The organism is Mesorhizobium sp. M0052, from assembly GCF_040323255.1.
Lineage (GTDB): Bacteria > Pseudomonadota > Alphaproteobacteria > Rhizobiales > Rhizobiaceae > Mesorhizobium.
This window is the reverse complement of sequence record NZ_JAMYUS010000002.1, coordinates 379,100-393,800: the sequence shown is the minus strand read 5'-3', so window position 1 is coordinate 393,800 and position 14,701 is coordinate 379,100. Positions and strand designations below refer to the sequence as shown.

Sequence of the window (14,701 nt, the reverse complement as noted above, 5' to 3'; positions counted from 1 at the left end):
CTCCCTACTCCCTACTCCCTACTCCCTACTCCCTACTCCCTACTCCCTACTCCCTAATGCCCCTCAAACCCGATCAACGTCCGCACCGGCACGCCCAGCGCTTCGAGCTTCGCCCGTCCGCCGAGATCCGGCAGGTCGATGACGAAGCACGCGGCAAGAATATCGGCGCCGATCTGCCTCAGCAGCTTGACCGCCGCCTCCGCCGTGCCGCCGGTCGCGATCAGGTCGTCAACCAGGATCACCTTCTCGCCCGGCGCAACGCCGTCCTTGTGCATCTCCATCTCGTCCAGCCCGTATTCCAGGCTGTAGGCGACGCGTACCGTCTCGTAAGGCAGCTTGCCCTTCTTGCGGATCGGCACGAAACCGGCCGAAAGCTGGTGCGCGACCGCACCGCCGAGGATGAAGCCGCGTGCCTCGATGCCGGCGATCTTGTCGATCTTCTGCCCGGCATAGGGATGCACCAGCTCGTCGATGGCCCGGCGGAAGGCGCGCGCATTGCCGAGCAAAGTGGTGATGTCGCGAAACAGGATGCCGGGCTTGGGGTAGTCCGGAATGGTGCGGATCGCGGCGAGCAGCGTGTCTTCGAGCGAGGATTTCATTGGTCGAGATTACCTGAAACGGAGGTTGTTGCGCGACAATTGTTCGATCGAACTGCAGCCCATCAGCTTCATGCCGCGCTCGATCTCGATCCGCATCTGCTCCAGCGCCCGCTCGACGCCCGGCTGTCCGGCCGCCGCCAGGGGGAACAGATAATAGCGGCCGACGCCAACAGCCTTGGCGCCGAGCGACAGCGCCTTCAGCACATGGGTGCCGCGCTGCACGCCGCCATCCATGATGATGTCTATTCTGTCGCCGACGGCATCGACGATCTCGGCCAGCTGGTCGAACGCCGCCCGCGAGCCGTCCAGCTGCCGGCCGCCATGGTTGGACAGCACAATGCCGCTGCAGCCGATCTCGACGGCGCGCTTGGCATCCTCCACCGACATGACGCCCTTGAGGCAGAACGGACCTCCCCACAGTCCGACCATCTCGGCAACATCGTCCCAGGTCATCGACGGATCGAGCATCTCGGTGAAGTAGCGGCTGATCGACATCGTGCCGCCGCCCATGTCGACATGCTCGTCGAGCTGCGGCAGCTTGAACCCCTCATGGGTGAAATAGTTGATCGCCCAGCCCGGCTTCAGCGCGAACTGCAGCATGCCGGCAAGGTTGAGCTTGAAGGGGATGGCAAAGCCGGTGCGCTTGTCGCGCTCGCGGTTGCCTCCGGTGATGCTGTCGACGGTCAGCATCATCACTTCGACTCCAACCGCTTTCGCCCGCTGCATCATCGCCCGGTTGAGGCCGCGATCCCGGTGGAAATAGAACTGGTAGACCTGCGGGCTGCTGCTGATCTTGCGCGCTTCCTCAAGACTGACGGTGCCGAGCGAGGACACGCCAAACATAGTGCCGAATTTGGCCGAAGCCTTGGCCACCGCGCGCTCGCCTTGATGATGGAACAGCCGCTGCAAGGCGGTCGGCGAGCAATAGACGGGCATGGCCAGCTTCTGGCCCATCACCGTCACCGACATGTCGATCTCGCTTACCCCGCGCAGCACGTTGGGAACGAGGTCGCAGCGCTCGAAGCTCTCGGTGTTGCGGCGATAGGTGACCTCGTCGTCGGCCGCGCCATCGATGTAGTTGAAGATTGGCCCCGGCAACCGCTGCTGGGCCATGCGCCGGAAATCGGAAAAGTTGTGACAGTCGCGTAGCCGCATCATCGATCCCAAATGCCCCTTTAGCCGGCGATCCGCCGGGCGCGCGTGCAATACCAATCGCATGGCGCCGTGCCAACGGACTTCTTACTGGACGGCTGCTGCGCCAAGATGCGAACCATGCCCGGTTTGGCAAGCAAAAAGGGCGTCCGAAGACGCCCTTTCCATTTCCGAGGAATAAGATGCGGCTTAGTGCGCCACGCCTTCCCACACCTTGCGCTTGGTCAGATACATCAGCGCGCCGAACAGAAGCAGAAACACCAGAACGCGGAAGCCGGTCTTCTTGCGGTCTTCCATATGCGGCTCGGCCGCCCACATCAGGAACGCCGAGACGTCGCGCGAATACTGGTCGATCGTCTGCGGCGAACCGTCATCGTAGGTGACCTGGCCGTCGGAGAGCGGCTTGGGCATCTTCAGCGACACGCCGGACATGAAGTATGGATTGTAGTGGGTGCCTTCGGGGATCACCATGCCGGCAGGTGGCGTCTCGTCGTAGCCGGTCAGCAGCGAATGGATGTAGTCCGGGCCGCCCTGCGCATATTGCGTGAAGACGTCGAAGACGAAGCGCGGGAAGCCGCGCTCGACGCCGCGCGCCTTGGCCAGCAGCGACATATCCGGTGGGGCAGCGCCGCCGTTGGAAGCGGCAGCCGCCTCCTCATTGGCGAACGGCGCCGGGAAATGGTCGGACGGCTTGCCCGGGCGGTCGAACATGTCGCCGGCATCGTTGGGTCCATCATGGATGGTGTACTCAGCCGACAGCGACTTGATCTGCGCTTCCGAATAGCCGAGGTCCTCTAGCGTGCGGAACGCCACCAAATTCATCGAGTGGCAGGCCGAGCAGACTTCCTTGTAGACCTTCAAGCCACGCTGCAGCTGCGCCTTGTCGTAGGTGCCGAACGGACCGGCAAAAGTCCAGTCCATCTCCTTCGGCTCGTGGATCGGGAAATGCGTCGGTGCCGCCGCGTTGTGCGCCTCTTCAGCGGCGATCGCCACACTGCCGACGGCTCCGATGCCAGCGGCAAACACGCCTAGCAGGGCGAGCGAGGTGAGAATCTTTTTCATGCCAAATCCCCTTAGATTCTCACTCAGCCTTTGGTTTCCGGCGCCGCGGTCGCACCGGCCGGATGTCCCCCTCCGGCACCCTTGTTCTTCTCCAGCACCGCCTCGGTGATCGAATTCGGCAGTCTGCGTGGCGTCTCGATCAGGCCAAGCACCGGCAGGATGACGAGGAAGAAGGCGAAGTAGAACAGTGTCGCCGCTTGAGCGTAGCCAACGTAGTTGCCCGAGACCTCACCTATCAGGAGGGTCAACAGACCGCCACCTTCCGCCGGCTGCGAGCCAAGCCAGCCAAGCAGGACAGCGTCGGCGACGAACAGCCAGAAGAAAAGCTTGTACCAGGGCCGGTAGACCGCCGAGCGCACCTTGGAGGTGTCGAGCCACGGCACCAGGAACAGCATGACGATGGCGCCGAACATGCACAGCACGCCACCGAGCTTGGAGTTGATCGGCCCGATGTTGAAGGTGATCGCGCGCAGGATCGCGTAGAACGGCAGGAAGTACCATTCCGGCACGATGTGGGCCGGCGTCTTCAGCGGGTTGGCGATCGTGTAATTGTCCGGATGGCCGAGAAAGTTCGGCAGGTAGAAGACGAAATAGGCGAAGAAGAACAGGAACACGATCATGCCGAATGCATCCTTGATGGTCGCATAGGGCGTAAAGGCAACGGTGTCGGTTTTCGATTTCACCTCGATGCCGGTCGGGTTCGACTGGCCGACCACATGCAGCGCCCAGACGTGCAGCACGACGACGCCGGCGATCATGAACGGCAGCAAATAGTGCAGCGCAAAGAAGCGGTTGAGCGTCGGGTTGTCGACGGCGAAACCGCCGAGCAGCAGTTCCTGGATCCAGTTTCCGACCAGCGGAATGGCGCTGAAGAAGCCGGTAATGACGGTGGCGCCCCAGAAGCTCATCTGACCCCAGGGCAGCACATAGCCCATGAAGCCGGTCGCCATCATCAGCAGATAGATGATGCAGCCGAGGATCCACAGCAGCTCGCGCGGCGCCTTGTAGGAGCCGTAATAAAGCCCGCGGAAGATGTGGATGTAGACGGCGACGAAGAAGAACGAGGCGCCGTTGGAATGCATGTAGCGCAACAGCCAACCGGAATTGACGTCGCGCATGATCTTCTCGACCGAATTGAAGGCGAGATTGGTGTCGGCGGTATAGTGCATGGCGAGCACGATACCGGTCAGGATCTGCGCCACCAGCATGATCGTGAGGATGCCGCCGAAGGTCCACGCATAGTTGAGGTTGCGCGGCACCGGATAAGCGATGAAGCTGTCATAGATCATGCGCGGCAGCGGCATGCGGGCGTCGAACCAGCGTTCGATACCGGTCTTGGGCGTATAGGTCGAGTGTCCCTCGCTCATCGAATTATCCCCTGCCTCAACCGATAAGGATTTTGGTATCGGAAATGAACTTGAATACCGGCACGGCCATGTTTTCCGGCGCCGGGCCTTTGCGGATGCGGCCGGCGGTATCGTACACCGAACCGTGGCACGGGCAGAACCAGCCGCCGAAATCGCCTTCCTGGCCAAGCGGAATGCACCCCAGATGCGTGCAGACTTGCACCATCACCATCCAGGCTTCCTTGCCGGGCGTGGTGCGGTTGGCATCGGTCGCCGGCGCATCGGCGGGCAGATTGGCGTTGCGGGCAATAGGATCCTTGAGATCGGCAAGGTTCACGGCTTCGCCGTCCTTCATCTCCTGCTCGGTGCGATTGCGCACCACGACCGGCTTGCCGCGCCATTTGACGATCAGCGACATGCCAGGCGTCAGCGAGGCGACATCAACCTCGACCGAGGCCAGCGCCAGCGTCGAGGCATCAGGGCGCATCTGGTCGATGAAGGGCCAGGCAACGGCGCCTGCGCCAACCACTGCGGCCATGCCGGTGGCGACGTAGAGAAAATCACGACGGTTGGGATCCTGGGTGTCGGTTGCGCTCACGGGTGCCTGATCCTTTCGCCTCTTCCGAGCCGGCGGCCGAGCTTTGTCCCCGCTCCATCGCGCCGGCCCGACAGCGCATGGCGAACAAGCTAGCGAATTCCTCCGGCATTTGGATTTCGGTTTATGCGTGAAGCCCGTTTTTGTCCAGCGGGCTGAGGCCACAAGGGCAGATTGTCGCGGGCGTTCCGCACGAAGAGAAATTTGACGAGCTTGGCCGAATGTAGCAATATGTCTACATCTTCCGGATGGAGGTGTTGATATGAATATCTCGACGAAGACGATAACCATCATGTCGAGCCGTGAATTCAACCAGGACACGGCGCATGCCAAACGGGCAGCCAAGAACGGGCCGGTCATCATTACCGACCGCGGCAAGCCCTCCCATGTGCTGATGTCGATGGAGGAATATCAGCGTTTAGAGAAGAAGCCGAGAAGCCTCGCGGACGCGATTGCCGATGATCGCCCCGAAGCAGATTTCGACTGGGAACCACCTCGCCTGGAAGGACCGTTTTTCAAGATTCCCGAACTCGACTGATGTTCATTCTTGACACCAATGTCGTTTCGAATCTGCGTCGTCGGGACAAGGCCGATCGCAACGTTTTGGCCTGGTCAGAGACCCACGACATCGCCAGCTTTTTCATGTCGGTCATTTCGATCCTGGAACTCGAAATCGGAACATTGCTCTTGTCGAGGAAGGATACTCGCCAGGCCACCATGTACCGTGAGTCATTCCACAGTTTGACGACCGGATATTGAGCATAGACAAGGCTGTTGTCGTGCGTTGCGCAAACCTCCACGTTCCCGATCCAAAGCCGGAGCGCGACGCCCTCATAGCCGCTACCGCGCTCGTCAAAAACTTGACAGTCGTGACCCGCAACACCAAGGATTTTGAAGGCACCGGCGTGAAGCTTTTCAACCCCTGGATACCGACGAAGGGTTAGAGGCTATGGCACACATCATCGACCGCGAGACCTGGACCAGGACGCCCGGCCGCTGGCAGGGCGAACTGCAATGCGGCGCCTACGACTCCAACTCCTGCCTGATTTTCAACTATCAGGAAGAGATTGGCGGCGGCCCGCGCCTGCACACGCATCCCTATTGTGAAATCTTCATCATCCGGCAAGGCACCGGCCTGTTCACGATCGGCGACCAGCAGATCGAGGCCACGGCCGGCCAGATCCTGATCGTGCCGCCTGATACGCCGCACAAATTCACCAATCTCGGCCCAGGCCCGCTCGAAACGACCGACATCCACGAAAACGGCAGCTTCATCACCGAATGGCTGGAATGATTGTTGCCGGCTGATGACCTCTAGCTTGCACCGAGCCTGACCAGCACGGCCCTTGGGATATCGTATTCGCGGATGACCGACTCATGCCGGCGCAGGCCGCAGAGTTCACGCTGGATGAAATAGGCGTGCACCGCTGCGGCAGCCTCCTTGAGCAGCCGCAGTCGCTGCTCCTCGTCGTCGTTGTTCTGACGGAGCTTGGCCAGCGTTTCCTCGACCCGTTGGCCGGCACGGCCGAGCGCTGCGGCCTTTTCAGCCAGTATCTCATGGCCGAGGGCGTCGAACGCGGCTTCGGCAGCCGAGGCGCCTAGGGATGGCGGACGCAGTGACATCTCAGCCTCCTTTTCTGTCTTGAGAGAGCATCATGCGGTGCGTGACGAATTCTTCGCCCACCACCGGCTGGAAGCCAAGCCGTTCATAGAACCCAAAGGCTTCTTGTGGCGCGCGGGTGTTCAGCACGGCAAAATGCTGACGTGCCCTGTCAATGACGGTCTCGACCAGCATGCGGCCAATGCCGCTGCGGCGATGACGCGCGCTGACGAACAGGTACCTGACCCGGCCGTGGTCCCTGCCTTCGAAATAAGGATCGATGTTCAACCCGCACACACCAGCGAGTTCTCGGCCATGCCATGCACCAAACAGCGCCTCGCCTCGTTTCAGGAACTTGTTGCGGCCGCCCGCCCAGCCATCCGCCAGCCGCACCAGCATCCAGTAGCCTTCCAGCCGGCTCTCCTCCTTCAGCGCATCGAAGGCCGGCGCGGTTGGCCGCAGCCGCTTGAGGACGTAGCCGATATCAGGCGACGCTGCCATGCCCTACTCCGCCGGCCGTGTCTCTTCCAGCACGCTTTCCTCGTGGTAGAGGAAGCCGCCGGACTGCCGCTTCCACAGCCGCGCATAGAGCCCGTCGAGCGCCACCAGCTCGTCATGCGTGCCCTGTTCGACGATGCGGCCTCCGTCCAGCACCACAAGACGGTCGAGCGCGGCGATGGTCGACAGCCGGTGCGCTATGGCGATGACCGTCTTGTTCTCCATCAGCCTGGCCAGATTCTCCTGGATCGCCGCCTCGATGTCGGAATCGAGCGCCGAGGTCGCCTCGTCGAGGATCAGGATCGGCGCATCCTTGAGGAAGACGCGGGCGATCGCGACGCGCTGGCGCTGGCCGCCCGACAGTTTCACGCCGCGCTCGCCGACAAAAGCCTCGTAGCCGGTACGGTCCCGGTTGTCGCGCAGGCCCAATATGAACTCGTGCGCCTCGGCCTTCTTCGCCGCCGCGATCACCTCGGCCTCGGTCGCGTCCGGCATGCCGAGCTTGATGTTGTCGCGCAGCGAGCGGTGGAACAGCGCCGTGTCCTGGCTGACCACGCCGATATTGGCGCGCAGCGAGTTCTGCGTCACCTCGGCGACGTCTTGCCCGTCGATCAGGATTTTGCCGCTCTCGAGGTCGTAGAGGCGCAAGATGAGGTTGGCGAGCGTCGTCTTGCCCGCACCGGACGGCCCGACCAGCCCGACCTTCTCGCCAGGCTTGACCACAAGGTCGATGCCATTCAGCACGCCAAAACCCTTGCCGTAGTGGAACTCGACATTCTTCACCTCGATGCGGCCGCCGGCGACGACAAGCTCTTTCGCATCCGGCGCATCGACAAGGCCAAGCGGCTGCGAGATCAGCGCCTTGGAGTTTTCCAGGACGCCGAGATTTCGCAATATGCCGTTGAGCTGCATCATCACGCGTCCGAGCAGCATGTTGAGCCGCAAGACCAGCGACAGCGTGAACGCGACGGCGCCGACGGTGATCGACCCTTCGACCCAGAGATAGACGGCAAAGCAGCCAATCGCGGTGATCATGATGCCCGACAGCGTCGTCAGCGCCATGCGCACGCCGGTCAGCCGGCGGGTGAAAGGCCGCAGCGCATCGAGATAGATGTCGAAGCCGTTCCGGATGTAGCGGTCGTCGCCGTCGGCCGAGAACAGCTTCAGCGTCTGCACGTTGGAATAGGAATCGATGATGCGCCCATTGATCATCGAGCCCGCTTCAGCCGTGGCCTCGGCATGCCTGCGGATCGAGGGCAGATAGAGCTTGGCCAACCAGGCGAAAGCGAGAATCCAGATCACCACCAGCACGGCCAGGCGCAGATCCAGCCCGGCGACCAGCGCCAAGGTCGTCACCGTATAGATGAGCATGAACCAGATGACCTCGATGAAGCTCTCCATCAGGTCGCCGGTCGCCTGCCCCGCCTGCCAGACTTTTGTCGCGATACGGCCGGCGAAATCGTTCTGGAAGAAAGTGTAGGACTGCCGCGACACATGCCGGTGCGCCTGCCAGCGCACCAGATTGTAGAAGCCCGGCGTGATCGTCTGTTCGTTGACCAGCGCCGACAGGCCGACGACGACGGTGCGGATGACCAGCACCACTGCGATCATGAAAACAAGCTCAGGCCCGGCGGCGGTCCACAGCGCGTGCCAGCTGCGCTCGCCAGGAAGCTGGTCGAGAATATCGACTAGCCGCCCGACGAAGTAGAACAGCCCGGCCTCGATCAGCGGCGCGATGCCGCCGATGACCAGCATGGCGAAGAAGGCGAACTTCGCCTGGCCGACATAGTGCCAGAGGAAGCCGCCGACGCTTGACGGCGGCCGAAGGTCCGCCGGCTCCCTGAACGGATAGACCCAGTTCTCGAACCAGCGATAGACGGCTGTCATCATGCTGACGTCATCACTCTGCGGCTTCACCCTTCACGCCGATATCGTTGGCAACAGCGTCATTGGCGGCATCGACCGGACCGTCGTCGAGCAGGAACCCGCCCGACTGGCGCTGCCAGAGCTGCGCGTAGAGCCCGCCGCTGGCGACGAGTTCCTCGTGCGACCCCTCCTCGATGACACGGCCCTTGTCGAGGACGACGAGCCTGTCCATTGCCGCGATGGTCGACAGCCGGTGCGCAATGGCGATGACGGTCTTGCCTTGCATGAGCTTGTAGAGATTCTCCTGGATGGCGGCCTCGGCTTCGGAATCCAGCGCCGACGTCGCTTCGTCAAGGATAAGTATCGGTGCGTCCTTCAACATAACGCGAGCAATGGCGATGCGTTGCCGCTGGCCGCCGGACAATTTGACGCCGCGGTCGCCGACATGAGCGTCGAGCCCTTTACGTCCGGTGTGATCCGAAAGCCTGCCGATAAACTCCAGCGCCTCGGCCCGCCCGGCTGCCTCGACAACCATTTCCTCCGTCGCATCGGGCCGCCCGTAAAGGATATTGTCGCGCACAGAACGATGCAGCAGCGAAGTGTCCTGCGTCACCATGCCGATCTGCGCGCGCAGCGAATCCTGCGTCACCGAAGCGATCTCCTGGCCGTCGATCAGGATCCGGCCGTTCTCGAGGTCGTAGAACCGCAACAGGAGATTGACCAGCGTCGACTTGCCCGCGCCCGAGCGCCCGACAATGCCGACTTTCTCGCCGGGCTTCACCGTCAGCGACAGGTTCTCGATGACGCCCTTCTGCTTGCCATAGTGGAAACGAATGTCGTCGAAGCGGATCTCGCCCTTGGTGACGGCAATGTCCTTCGCCCCCGGCCGGTCTTCGACCAGGCGCGGCAGCGAGATCGAGGCGATGCCGTCTTGCACCGTGCCGATGTTCTCGAACAGGCTCGACATTTCCCACATGATCCACTGCGACATGCCCCACATACGGAGCACGAGGCCGATGACCACGGCGACGGCGCCGATCGTCACCGCCTGGCCGAGCCACAGCCACAGCGCCAGCGCAGTCACCGAAAACAGGAGCAGCGCGTTGAGGATATAGAGCAGGCCGTAAAGCATCGTCACCAGCCGCATCGACCGGTAGACCGTGTCAAGGAAGCCTGCCATGCCTTCTCTCGCGAACGTTGCTTCGCGCCGTGCATGGGAAAACAACTTGACCGTCTGGATGTTGGTGTAGCTGTCGACGACGCGGCCGGTCATCGTCGAGCGCGCATTGGCCTGCGCCTCGCCGACCTTGCCCAGCTTCGGGATGATATAGCGCAACAACCCGATATAGCCGAGCAGCCAGACGCCGAGAGGTGCCGCCAGCCGCAAGTCGGCCGAGCCGACGATGAACAGCATGCCGAGGAAGTAGACGATGACGTAATTGAGCACCTCGATCACCTTGATGACGCATTCGCGCACGGCGAGTGCCGTCTGCATCAGCTTGGTGGCGATGCGGCCGGCAAATTCGTCCTGGTAGAAGCTCATCGACTGCTTCAAGAGATAACGATGCACCTGCCATCGGATGCGCATGGGGTAGTTGCCCATCAGCGTCTGCTGGTTGAGCAAAGAATGCAGCCATACTGTACCTGGCAGCGCGAACAGCACGACGAAGGCCATGCCGGCGAGCTTCCAGCTCTCGGTCTGCAGGAAGGTTTCGCGGTTCTGCCCGGACAGCCAGTCGACGATGTGGCCCATGAAGCCGAACATCCACACTTCCGCGATGGCAATCGCCGTCACCAGCACCGCGTCGACGATGATGTATGGCCAGGCGCCGCGCGTATAATGCACGCAGAAGGCAACCAGTGTCTTCGGCGGCTCGACCGGTTCCGCTGCGGGGAACGGATCGAGCCTTCTTTCAAACCAGCTAAACATAGTGATGCTCACAAAACTTTTGTCCGCTCATGCGGCGCGGGAAAAATCCCCGGGGCGCTCCGCGTCCCCAGACCGTACGTCGGCGGGGACCGACGGCCCGGAATCACCCGGGCCATCGGTCCTGCTTCGCGCAATATAGGGACTTGCGGGCTTTTCACCGACAGAAGCCTTCGACTGAGCTGACGGCACGCAGCCGCCAGTCCGGTTTTTCGCGCCCGGCCGGATCAGCCGGATGATCCGGCGCACCAGCGACGGCCGGCTGTGGTCGGGAACCGCACGCGAGAAATCGACATCCGGCAACATGCCGCGATGCGGACGCCGGCGCGTCTCGGCGTGAACCGCCGACGAATAGGTCTCGCCGACCAGCAACGCCCAGGTCGCCGTCTTGCGTTCGTGCAGGCTTCTTGAACCCGGTATCTTATAGGGATCGGACATCGGTCCGTCCTCCGTGTGAGAATAGACATAAAAAGGCGAAGCAATGTCGTGCGCCGGCATTCGGCCGGAGGCACGGATTGCATCCGTCGGGACACGAGGATAGCACTCGGTCGCGACATGCTCAGCTGGGGCTCTAGGCCCCTTTAACCGGTTGAAAAACATCGCAGGATTCCTTCAAGAGCCGAAAATTGGGTTCGGCGGGGATCGGTGCGATCAGATCTAAGAAATCAGGTAAATCGTCGTACCGAAACCGCCGGCAGGCAGGTAAGCCCACGGGAGGGGCGCAGGATGTGCATGGTCATCATGAAATACCCCTCCATCGGTTCGGGTTGACAATGCCTGCGGTATAATCGACTTCGCAGAAAATGGCCACCCGCAGGTCCAGCAATTTCCACAACCAGCCACCCGCTGTGGCCGATCTGCCACTTATTAGAAAGACGCGGAAATGAACCACCGTCTCCGCATCGCCCTCTACCAGCCTGACATCGCCGGCAACACCGGAACAATCCTGCGCTTCGCCGCCTGCCTCGGCCTTGGCGTCGACATTATCGAACCAGCCGGCTTTCCGCTCTCCGACAAAGCGCTCAAGCGCGCCGGGATGGACTACCTCGAAATGGCTGCCCTGACCCGGCATGTCGACTGGAACGCCTTCGAGGATTGGCGCAAGGGCCAAGCCTGCCGGCTGGTGCTGCTCACCACCAAAGCCGCGACCCCCTATACGGGCTTCAGCTTCGCCCAAGGCGACATCCTGCTGTTCGGCCGCGAATCCGCCGGCGTGCCGGATCCTGTCCATCAGGCGGCGGATGCGCGGCTGACGATCCCGATGCAGCCGGGCACGCGCAGCATCAACGTCGCGCTGTCCGTCGCCATGGTCGCCGGTGAAGCCATCCGGCAACTCGGCTAGAACCTTCAACGCGTTGTCGTCATCGCCAACGGCCCTTGCGTCTTGCATCATTCTCACCCAGGCGCACATCGCCTTCTCCTCAATTGCCCTATCGACATTTCCTGGCTACAAGCTCAACTTAAGTTGAGGTCAAGCGGAAAATCGAGATGGCTCCGGTAAAGGAATTGACGGTCGGCCAGTTGGCCATGCGCAGCGGCGTGGCGGTGTCGGCGCTGCATTTCTACGAGGCGCGCGGGCTGATCCGCAGCCACCGCACGTCGGGCAACCAGCGGCGCTATGGCCGCGACGTGCTGCGGCGGGTGGCAATCATCCGGATCGCCCAAGAGGTCGGCATTTCGCTGGCCGAGATCGGCGCCGCACTTGAATCGCTCCCAGAAGGCCGTACCCCGACGCGCGAGGACTGGAACCTGTTGTCGACCGGCTGGCGCGACGACCTCGATCGCAAGATCACTCAGCTAAAGAAGCTGCGCGACGGCCTGACCGACTGCATCGGCTGCGGCTGCATGTCGATCGACAAATGCCCGCTGCGAAACAGGGAAGATCGCTTGAGTGCGCAAGGGCCGGGCGCAAGGCGACTGCTTGCGGAATTCTAATCCGCCGCGGGCAGCCGCCGTATCGTGAATTCGATGACGTCGCCTGGCCGTTCGAACCAGCTTTCGATCTCGGTCCAGTAGGCCTGCTTGGGAAAGCGTTCGAACCATTCCTTGGCTTTGAGCCGCGCATCGGGGCGCGGCAAGACAAAGGTCTCCCGCAAAAACCCGTCACGCGGCATGCGCTCGCGCTCGGCGCGTGAACGATCGAGCCTTTTCTTCAGGCCATGCAGCGGCGGTCTTGCCGGCGTGCGCATGAAAGAACTCCTGGGCCGAACCAGATGACACTTGACCCTTGCCCCTAAGAGATTAGGGATCGCGCCCGGAAAAGGCTAGTGGTCCGATTCCAACATTCGCCTCCCTAATCCCCAGGCGCCGTTGCGAATGTTGGAATCACAAGGACCGCTAGCAAGTTTATGTTTCTAGCAGAGTTTTCGAATTTGACATTTGCGTCGTGCCCTGCGCCACGCTGTGTGCAAATGTCAAATTCACTCCACTAGGTCCTTTGTCGGCTGCGACCGGAGACAGCATTTTGGAACGACCAGAAATACCGGCAGGCCTGCCACCCGACATCGAACAGAAGAAAATGAAGGCCAGGCTCTGGTTCGAGACGCTGCGCGAGCGCATTTGCACAACCTTCGAGCAGATCGAACAGGAACTGCAGGGACCACTGGCCGAATGGTCGCCCGGCAGCTTCGAGAAGACGCCGTGGGAACGCGACAATGGAAAGGGCGGCGGCGGCGCCATGGCGATGATGCGCGGCCGCGTCTTCGAGAAGGTCGGCGTCCATACTTCGACCGTCTATGGCGAATTCTCGCCCGAATTCAGGAAGCAGATGCCCGGCGCCGAGGAAGACCCGAGCTTCTGGGCATCAGGCATTTCGTTGATCGCGCATCCCTGGAACCCCAACGTGCCGGCCGTGCACATGAACACCCGCATGGTCGTGACGTCGCGCCACTGGTTTGGCGGCGGCGCCGATCTGACGCCGGTGCTCGACCGCAACCGCACGGAAGATCACCCCGACACGGTCGCCTTCCATCGAGCCATGCAGTTCGCCTGCGAGAAGAACGCTGCGATCGCCGACCACCCCAAATTCAAGGCCTGGTGCGACGAGTATTTCTATCTGCCGCACCGCCACGAGCCGCGCGGCGTCGGCGGCATCTTTTTCGACTGGCTGCATTCGGGGGAGGAGAAAGGCGGCTGGAATGCCGATTTGAACTTCGTCCAGGATGTCGGGCGTTCTTTCCTTGTCGTCTACGGACACCTGGTTCGCGCCCATTTCAACGAGAACTGGACCGACGACGACCGCGACGAGCAGCTCATTCGCCGCGGCCGTTACGTCGAATTCAACCTTCTTCACGATCGCGGCACCATCTTCGGCCTGAAGACCGGCGGCAATGTCGCTTCGATCCTGTCCAGCCTGCCGCCGGAGGTCAGGTGGCCGTAAAAAATCGGTGAGCGAAACGTGAGCCGCATTGACGTCCCATTCGCCGAATCTGGGCAGCCAATGTGGCATCGCCATTATCTTTTTCGTCTAATAGGCGATTGAAATAAAACGACTATTTGTCGTTTCGGGCCGGGAAGCGCCGGCGGTTCAGTCCCGAACCGCGACACGACGCTACCGGACGGCCCTGAACAAGGCGGAGCATTTTCCAAACGGATGCCCGCATTTCCAGGAGTATTACATGCGAAAGCTCATTGTTTCGGCAGCCGCCGCTGCCCTTCTCGCTTCCGGCTCGATTGCCTTTGCCGCGGTCAAGCACACCACGGGCACGGTCAAGACCTATGATGGCACGGCCATGAGCCTCGTTCTGGACGATGGATCGACCTTTACGCTGCCCAAGACCTTCAAGGATCCTGGCCTGAAGGCAGGCGAAAAGGTCCGCGTTTCCTGGGACATGAGCGGCAAGAACAAGGTTGCCGAGTCCGTCAAGATCGAGAAGTGATCGGGACAAGACCGAACGTTCTCGCCTTGGCTTAGCCTGGCAAGAGGGGGCGGAGCAGCGCTGCTCCGCCTTTTTCGCCCCCACGGCAACCAAACTCGTGGAACCGTGTTATGCTAACTCCCCCGTGCGCGCCCCCGAAACCGACTGCTGTGACAGGGCGCGGAACAGAGATGGCGGA

The 14,701-nt window shown here is 61.8% G+C and carries 17 protein-coding genes and 1 pseudogene; 7 read left to right on the top strand and 11 right to left on the bottom strand.

Translation table 11 applies throughout. From position 1 onward, the window contains the following. Positions 1–53 precede the first annotated feature (53 nt). The 5 genes from NKJ77_RS04170 to petA all read right to left on the bottom strand — a co-directional run bounded on the left by NKJ77_RS04170 (position 54) and on the right by petA (position 4,757). On the bottom strand, positions 54–599 hold the full coding sequence (locus NKJ77_RS04170; RefSeq protein WP_013529989.1) for an adenine phosphoribosyltransferase: 546 nt from the start codon (positions 597–599) through the stop codon (positions 54–56). Between the two features lie 9 nt (positions 600–608). Further along, entirely contained in the window at positions 609–1,754 is a 1,146-nt protein-coding gene (locus NKJ77_RS04165; RefSeq protein ID WP_352534328.1) for an alpha-hydroxy acid oxidase, read from the bottom strand. A gap of 186 nt (positions 1,755–1,940) precedes the next feature. After that, positions 1,941–2,813 (bottom strand): cytochrome c1, encoded by an 873-nt coding sequence (locus NKJ77_RS04160; RefSeq protein ID WP_023831426.1) that lies wholly within the window; start codon positions 2,811–2,813, stop codon positions 1,941–1,943. A 23-nt stretch (positions 2,814–2,836) separates the two neighbouring features. After that, positions 2,837–4,180, bottom strand: coding sequence for a cytochrome b (locus NKJ77_RS04155; RefSeq protein WP_023683697.1), 1,344 nt, complete (start codon positions 4,178–4,180; stop codon positions 2,837–2,839). Between the two features lie 16 nt (positions 4,181–4,196). Then, positions 4,197–4,757, bottom strand: coding sequence for a ubiquinol-cytochrome c reductase iron-sulfur subunit (gene petA, locus NKJ77_RS04150; RefSeq protein WP_023670027.1), 561 nt, complete (start codon positions 4,755–4,757; stop codon positions 4,197–4,199). 259 nt (positions 4,758–5,016) lie between these two features. On the opposite strand from petA, the gene NKJ77_RS04145 reads away from it, so the two are divergent. From NKJ77_RS04145 to NKJ77_RS04135, 3 genes and pseudogenes are all read left to right on the top strand, one after another. Then, complete coding sequence (locus NKJ77_RS04145) at positions 5,017–5,292, top strand: type II toxin-antitoxin system Phd/YefM family antitoxin (protein WP_023701566.1); 276 nt, start codon at positions 5,017–5,019, stop codon at positions 5,290–5,292. Next, positions 5,292–5,698: pseudogene (locus NKJ77_RS04140) on the top strand (type II toxin-antitoxin system VapC family toxin). The gene NKJ77_RS04145 and the pseudogene NKJ77_RS04140 overlap by 1 nt, the downstream one beginning before the upstream one ends. A gap of 5 nt (positions 5,699–5,703) precedes the next feature. Then, positions 5,704–6,048 carry a cupin domain-containing protein gene (locus NKJ77_RS04135; RefSeq protein WP_023683696.1) on the top strand — a complete coding sequence of 115 codons (345 nt, stop codon included), beginning with the start codon at positions 5,704–5,706 and terminating at the stop codon, positions 6,046–6,048. A 20-nt stretch (positions 6,049–6,068) separates the two neighbouring features. Here NKJ77_RS04135 and NKJ77_RS04130 read toward each other — a convergent pair whose 3' ends face one another. The 5 genes from NKJ77_RS04130 to NKJ77_RS04110 are packed head-to-tail and all read right to left on the bottom strand — an operon-like array spanning position 6,069 to position 11,083. After that, the gene (locus NKJ77_RS04130; protein ID WP_023691589.1) at positions 6,069–6,377 is read right to left on the bottom strand and encodes a DUF6665 family protein; all 309 of its coding nucleotides are present in this window, start codon (positions 6,375–6,377) and stop codon (positions 6,069–6,071) included. 1 nt (position 6,378) lies between these two features. Continuing rightward, positions 6,379–6,855, bottom strand: coding sequence for a GNAT family N-acetyltransferase (locus NKJ77_RS04125; RefSeq protein ID WP_023831427.1), 477 nt, complete (start codon positions 6,853–6,855; stop codon positions 6,379–6,381). A 3-nt stretch (positions 6,856–6,858) separates the two neighbouring features. Next, positions 6,859–8,742, bottom strand: a complete 1,884-nt coding sequence (locus tag NKJ77_RS04120) for an ABC transporter ATP-binding protein (protein ID WP_023831428.1) — start codon at positions 8,740–8,742, stop codon at positions 6,859–6,861. 10 nt (positions 8,743–8,752) lie between these two features. Further along, a complete protein-coding gene (locus NKJ77_RS04115) occupies positions 8,753–10,648 on the bottom strand; it encodes an ABC transporter ATP-binding protein (protein ID WP_352534325.1) in 1,896 nt (631 codons plus the stop codon). A gap of 27 nt (positions 10,649–10,675) precedes the next feature. Beyond that, on the bottom strand, positions 10,676–11,083 hold the full coding sequence (locus NKJ77_RS04110; protein WP_352534323.1) for a hypothetical protein: 408 nt from the start codon (positions 11,081–11,083) through the stop codon (positions 10,676–10,678). A gap of 445 nt (positions 11,084–11,528) precedes the next feature. On the opposite strand from NKJ77_RS04110, the gene NKJ77_RS04105 reads away from it, so the two are divergent. Next, entirely contained in the window at positions 11,529–11,987 is a 459-nt protein-coding gene (locus NKJ77_RS04105; protein ID WP_023670018.1) for a tRNA (cytidine(34)-2'-O)-methyltransferase, read from the top strand. A 146-nt stretch (positions 11,988–12,133) separates the two neighbouring features. Next, positions 12,134–12,580 carry a redox-sensitive transcriptional activator SoxR gene (gene soxR / locus NKJ77_RS04100; RefSeq protein ID WP_352534321.1) on the top strand — a complete coding sequence of 149 codons (447 nt, stop codon included), beginning with the start codon at positions 12,134–12,136 and terminating at the stop codon, positions 12,578–12,580. Here the strand turns inward: soxR and NKJ77_RS04095 are convergent. Next, entirely contained in the window at positions 12,577–12,834 is a 258-nt protein-coding gene (locus NKJ77_RS04095; protein WP_023683688.1) for a hypothetical protein, read from the bottom strand. The genes soxR and NKJ77_RS04095 overlap by 4 nt on opposite strands. A gap of 275 nt (positions 12,835–13,109) precedes the next feature. Here NKJ77_RS04095 and hemF point away from each other — a divergent pair, with 275 nt between their 5' ends. Both hemF and NKJ77_RS04085 read left to right on the top strand, forming a co-directional pair. Then, positions 13,110–14,024, top strand: a complete 915-nt coding sequence (hemF, locus tag NKJ77_RS04090) for an oxygen-dependent coproporphyrinogen oxidase (protein ID WP_023695814.1) — start codon at positions 13,110–13,112, stop codon at positions 14,022–14,024. A gap of 238 nt (positions 14,025–14,262) precedes the next feature. Further along, a complete protein-coding gene (locus tag NKJ77_RS04085; protein ID WP_023686144.1) occupies positions 14,263–14,523 on the top strand; it encodes a DUF1344 domain-containing protein in 261 nt (86 codons plus the stop codon). Positions 14,524–14,701 lie beyond the last annotated feature (178 nt).

Coding starts and splice junctions, on each gene's coding strand:
- NKJ77_RS04170 (WP_013529989.1), bottom strand. CDS start 599: ATGAAATCCTCGCTCGAAGACACGCTGCTCGCCGCGATCCGCACCATT.
- NKJ77_RS04165 (WP_352534328.1), bottom strand. CDS start 1,754: ATGCGGCTACGCGACTGTCACAACTTTTCCGATTTCCGGCGCATGGCC.
- NKJ77_RS04160 (WP_023831426.1), bottom strand. CDS start 2,813: ATGAAAAAGATTCTCACCTCGCTCGCCCTGCTAGGCGTGTTTGCCGCT.
- NKJ77_RS04155 (WP_023683697.1), bottom strand. CDS start 4,180: ATGAGCGAGGGACACTCGACCTATACGCCCAAGACCGGTATCGAACGC.
- NKJ77_RS04145 (WP_023701566.1), top strand. CDS start 5,017: ATGAATATCTCGACGAAGACGATAACCATCATGTCGAGCCGTGAATTC.
- NKJ77_RS04135 (WP_023683696.1), top strand. CDS start 5,704: ATGGCACACATCATCGACCGCGAGACCTGGACCAGGACGCCCGGCCGC.
- NKJ77_RS04130 (WP_023691589.1), bottom strand. CDS start 6,377: ATGTCACTGCGTCCGCCATCCCTAGGCGCCTCGGCTGCCGAAGCCGCG.
- NKJ77_RS04125 (WP_023831427.1), bottom strand. CDS start 6,855: ATGGCAGCGTCGCCTGATATCGGCTACGTCCTCAAGCGGCTGCGGCCA.
- NKJ77_RS04120 (WP_023831428.1), bottom strand. CDS start 8,742: ATGATGACAGCCGTCTATCGCTGGTTCGAGAACTGGGTCTATCCGTTC.
- NKJ77_RS04115 (WP_352534325.1), bottom strand. CDS start 10,648: ATGTTTAGCTGGTTTGAAAGAAGGCTCGATCCGTTCCCCGCAGCGGAA.
- NKJ77_RS04110 (WP_352534323.1), bottom strand. CDS start 11,083: ATGTCCGATCCCTATAAGATACCGGGTTCAAGAAGCCTGCACGAACGC.
- NKJ77_RS04105 (WP_023670018.1), top strand. CDS start 11,529: ATGAACCACCGTCTCCGCATCGCCCTCTACCAGCCTGACATCGCCGGC.
- soxR (WP_352534321.1), top strand. CDS start 12,134: ATGGCTCCGGTAAAGGAATTGACGGTCGGCCAGTTGGCCATGCGCAGC.
- NKJ77_RS04095 (WP_023683688.1), bottom strand. CDS start 12,834: ATGCGCACGCCGGCAAGACCGCCGCTGCATGGCCTGAAGAAAAGGCTC.
- NKJ77_RS04085 (WP_023686144.1), top strand. CDS start 14,263: ATGCGAAAGCTCATTGTTTCGGCAGCCGCCGCTGCCCTTCTCGCTTCC.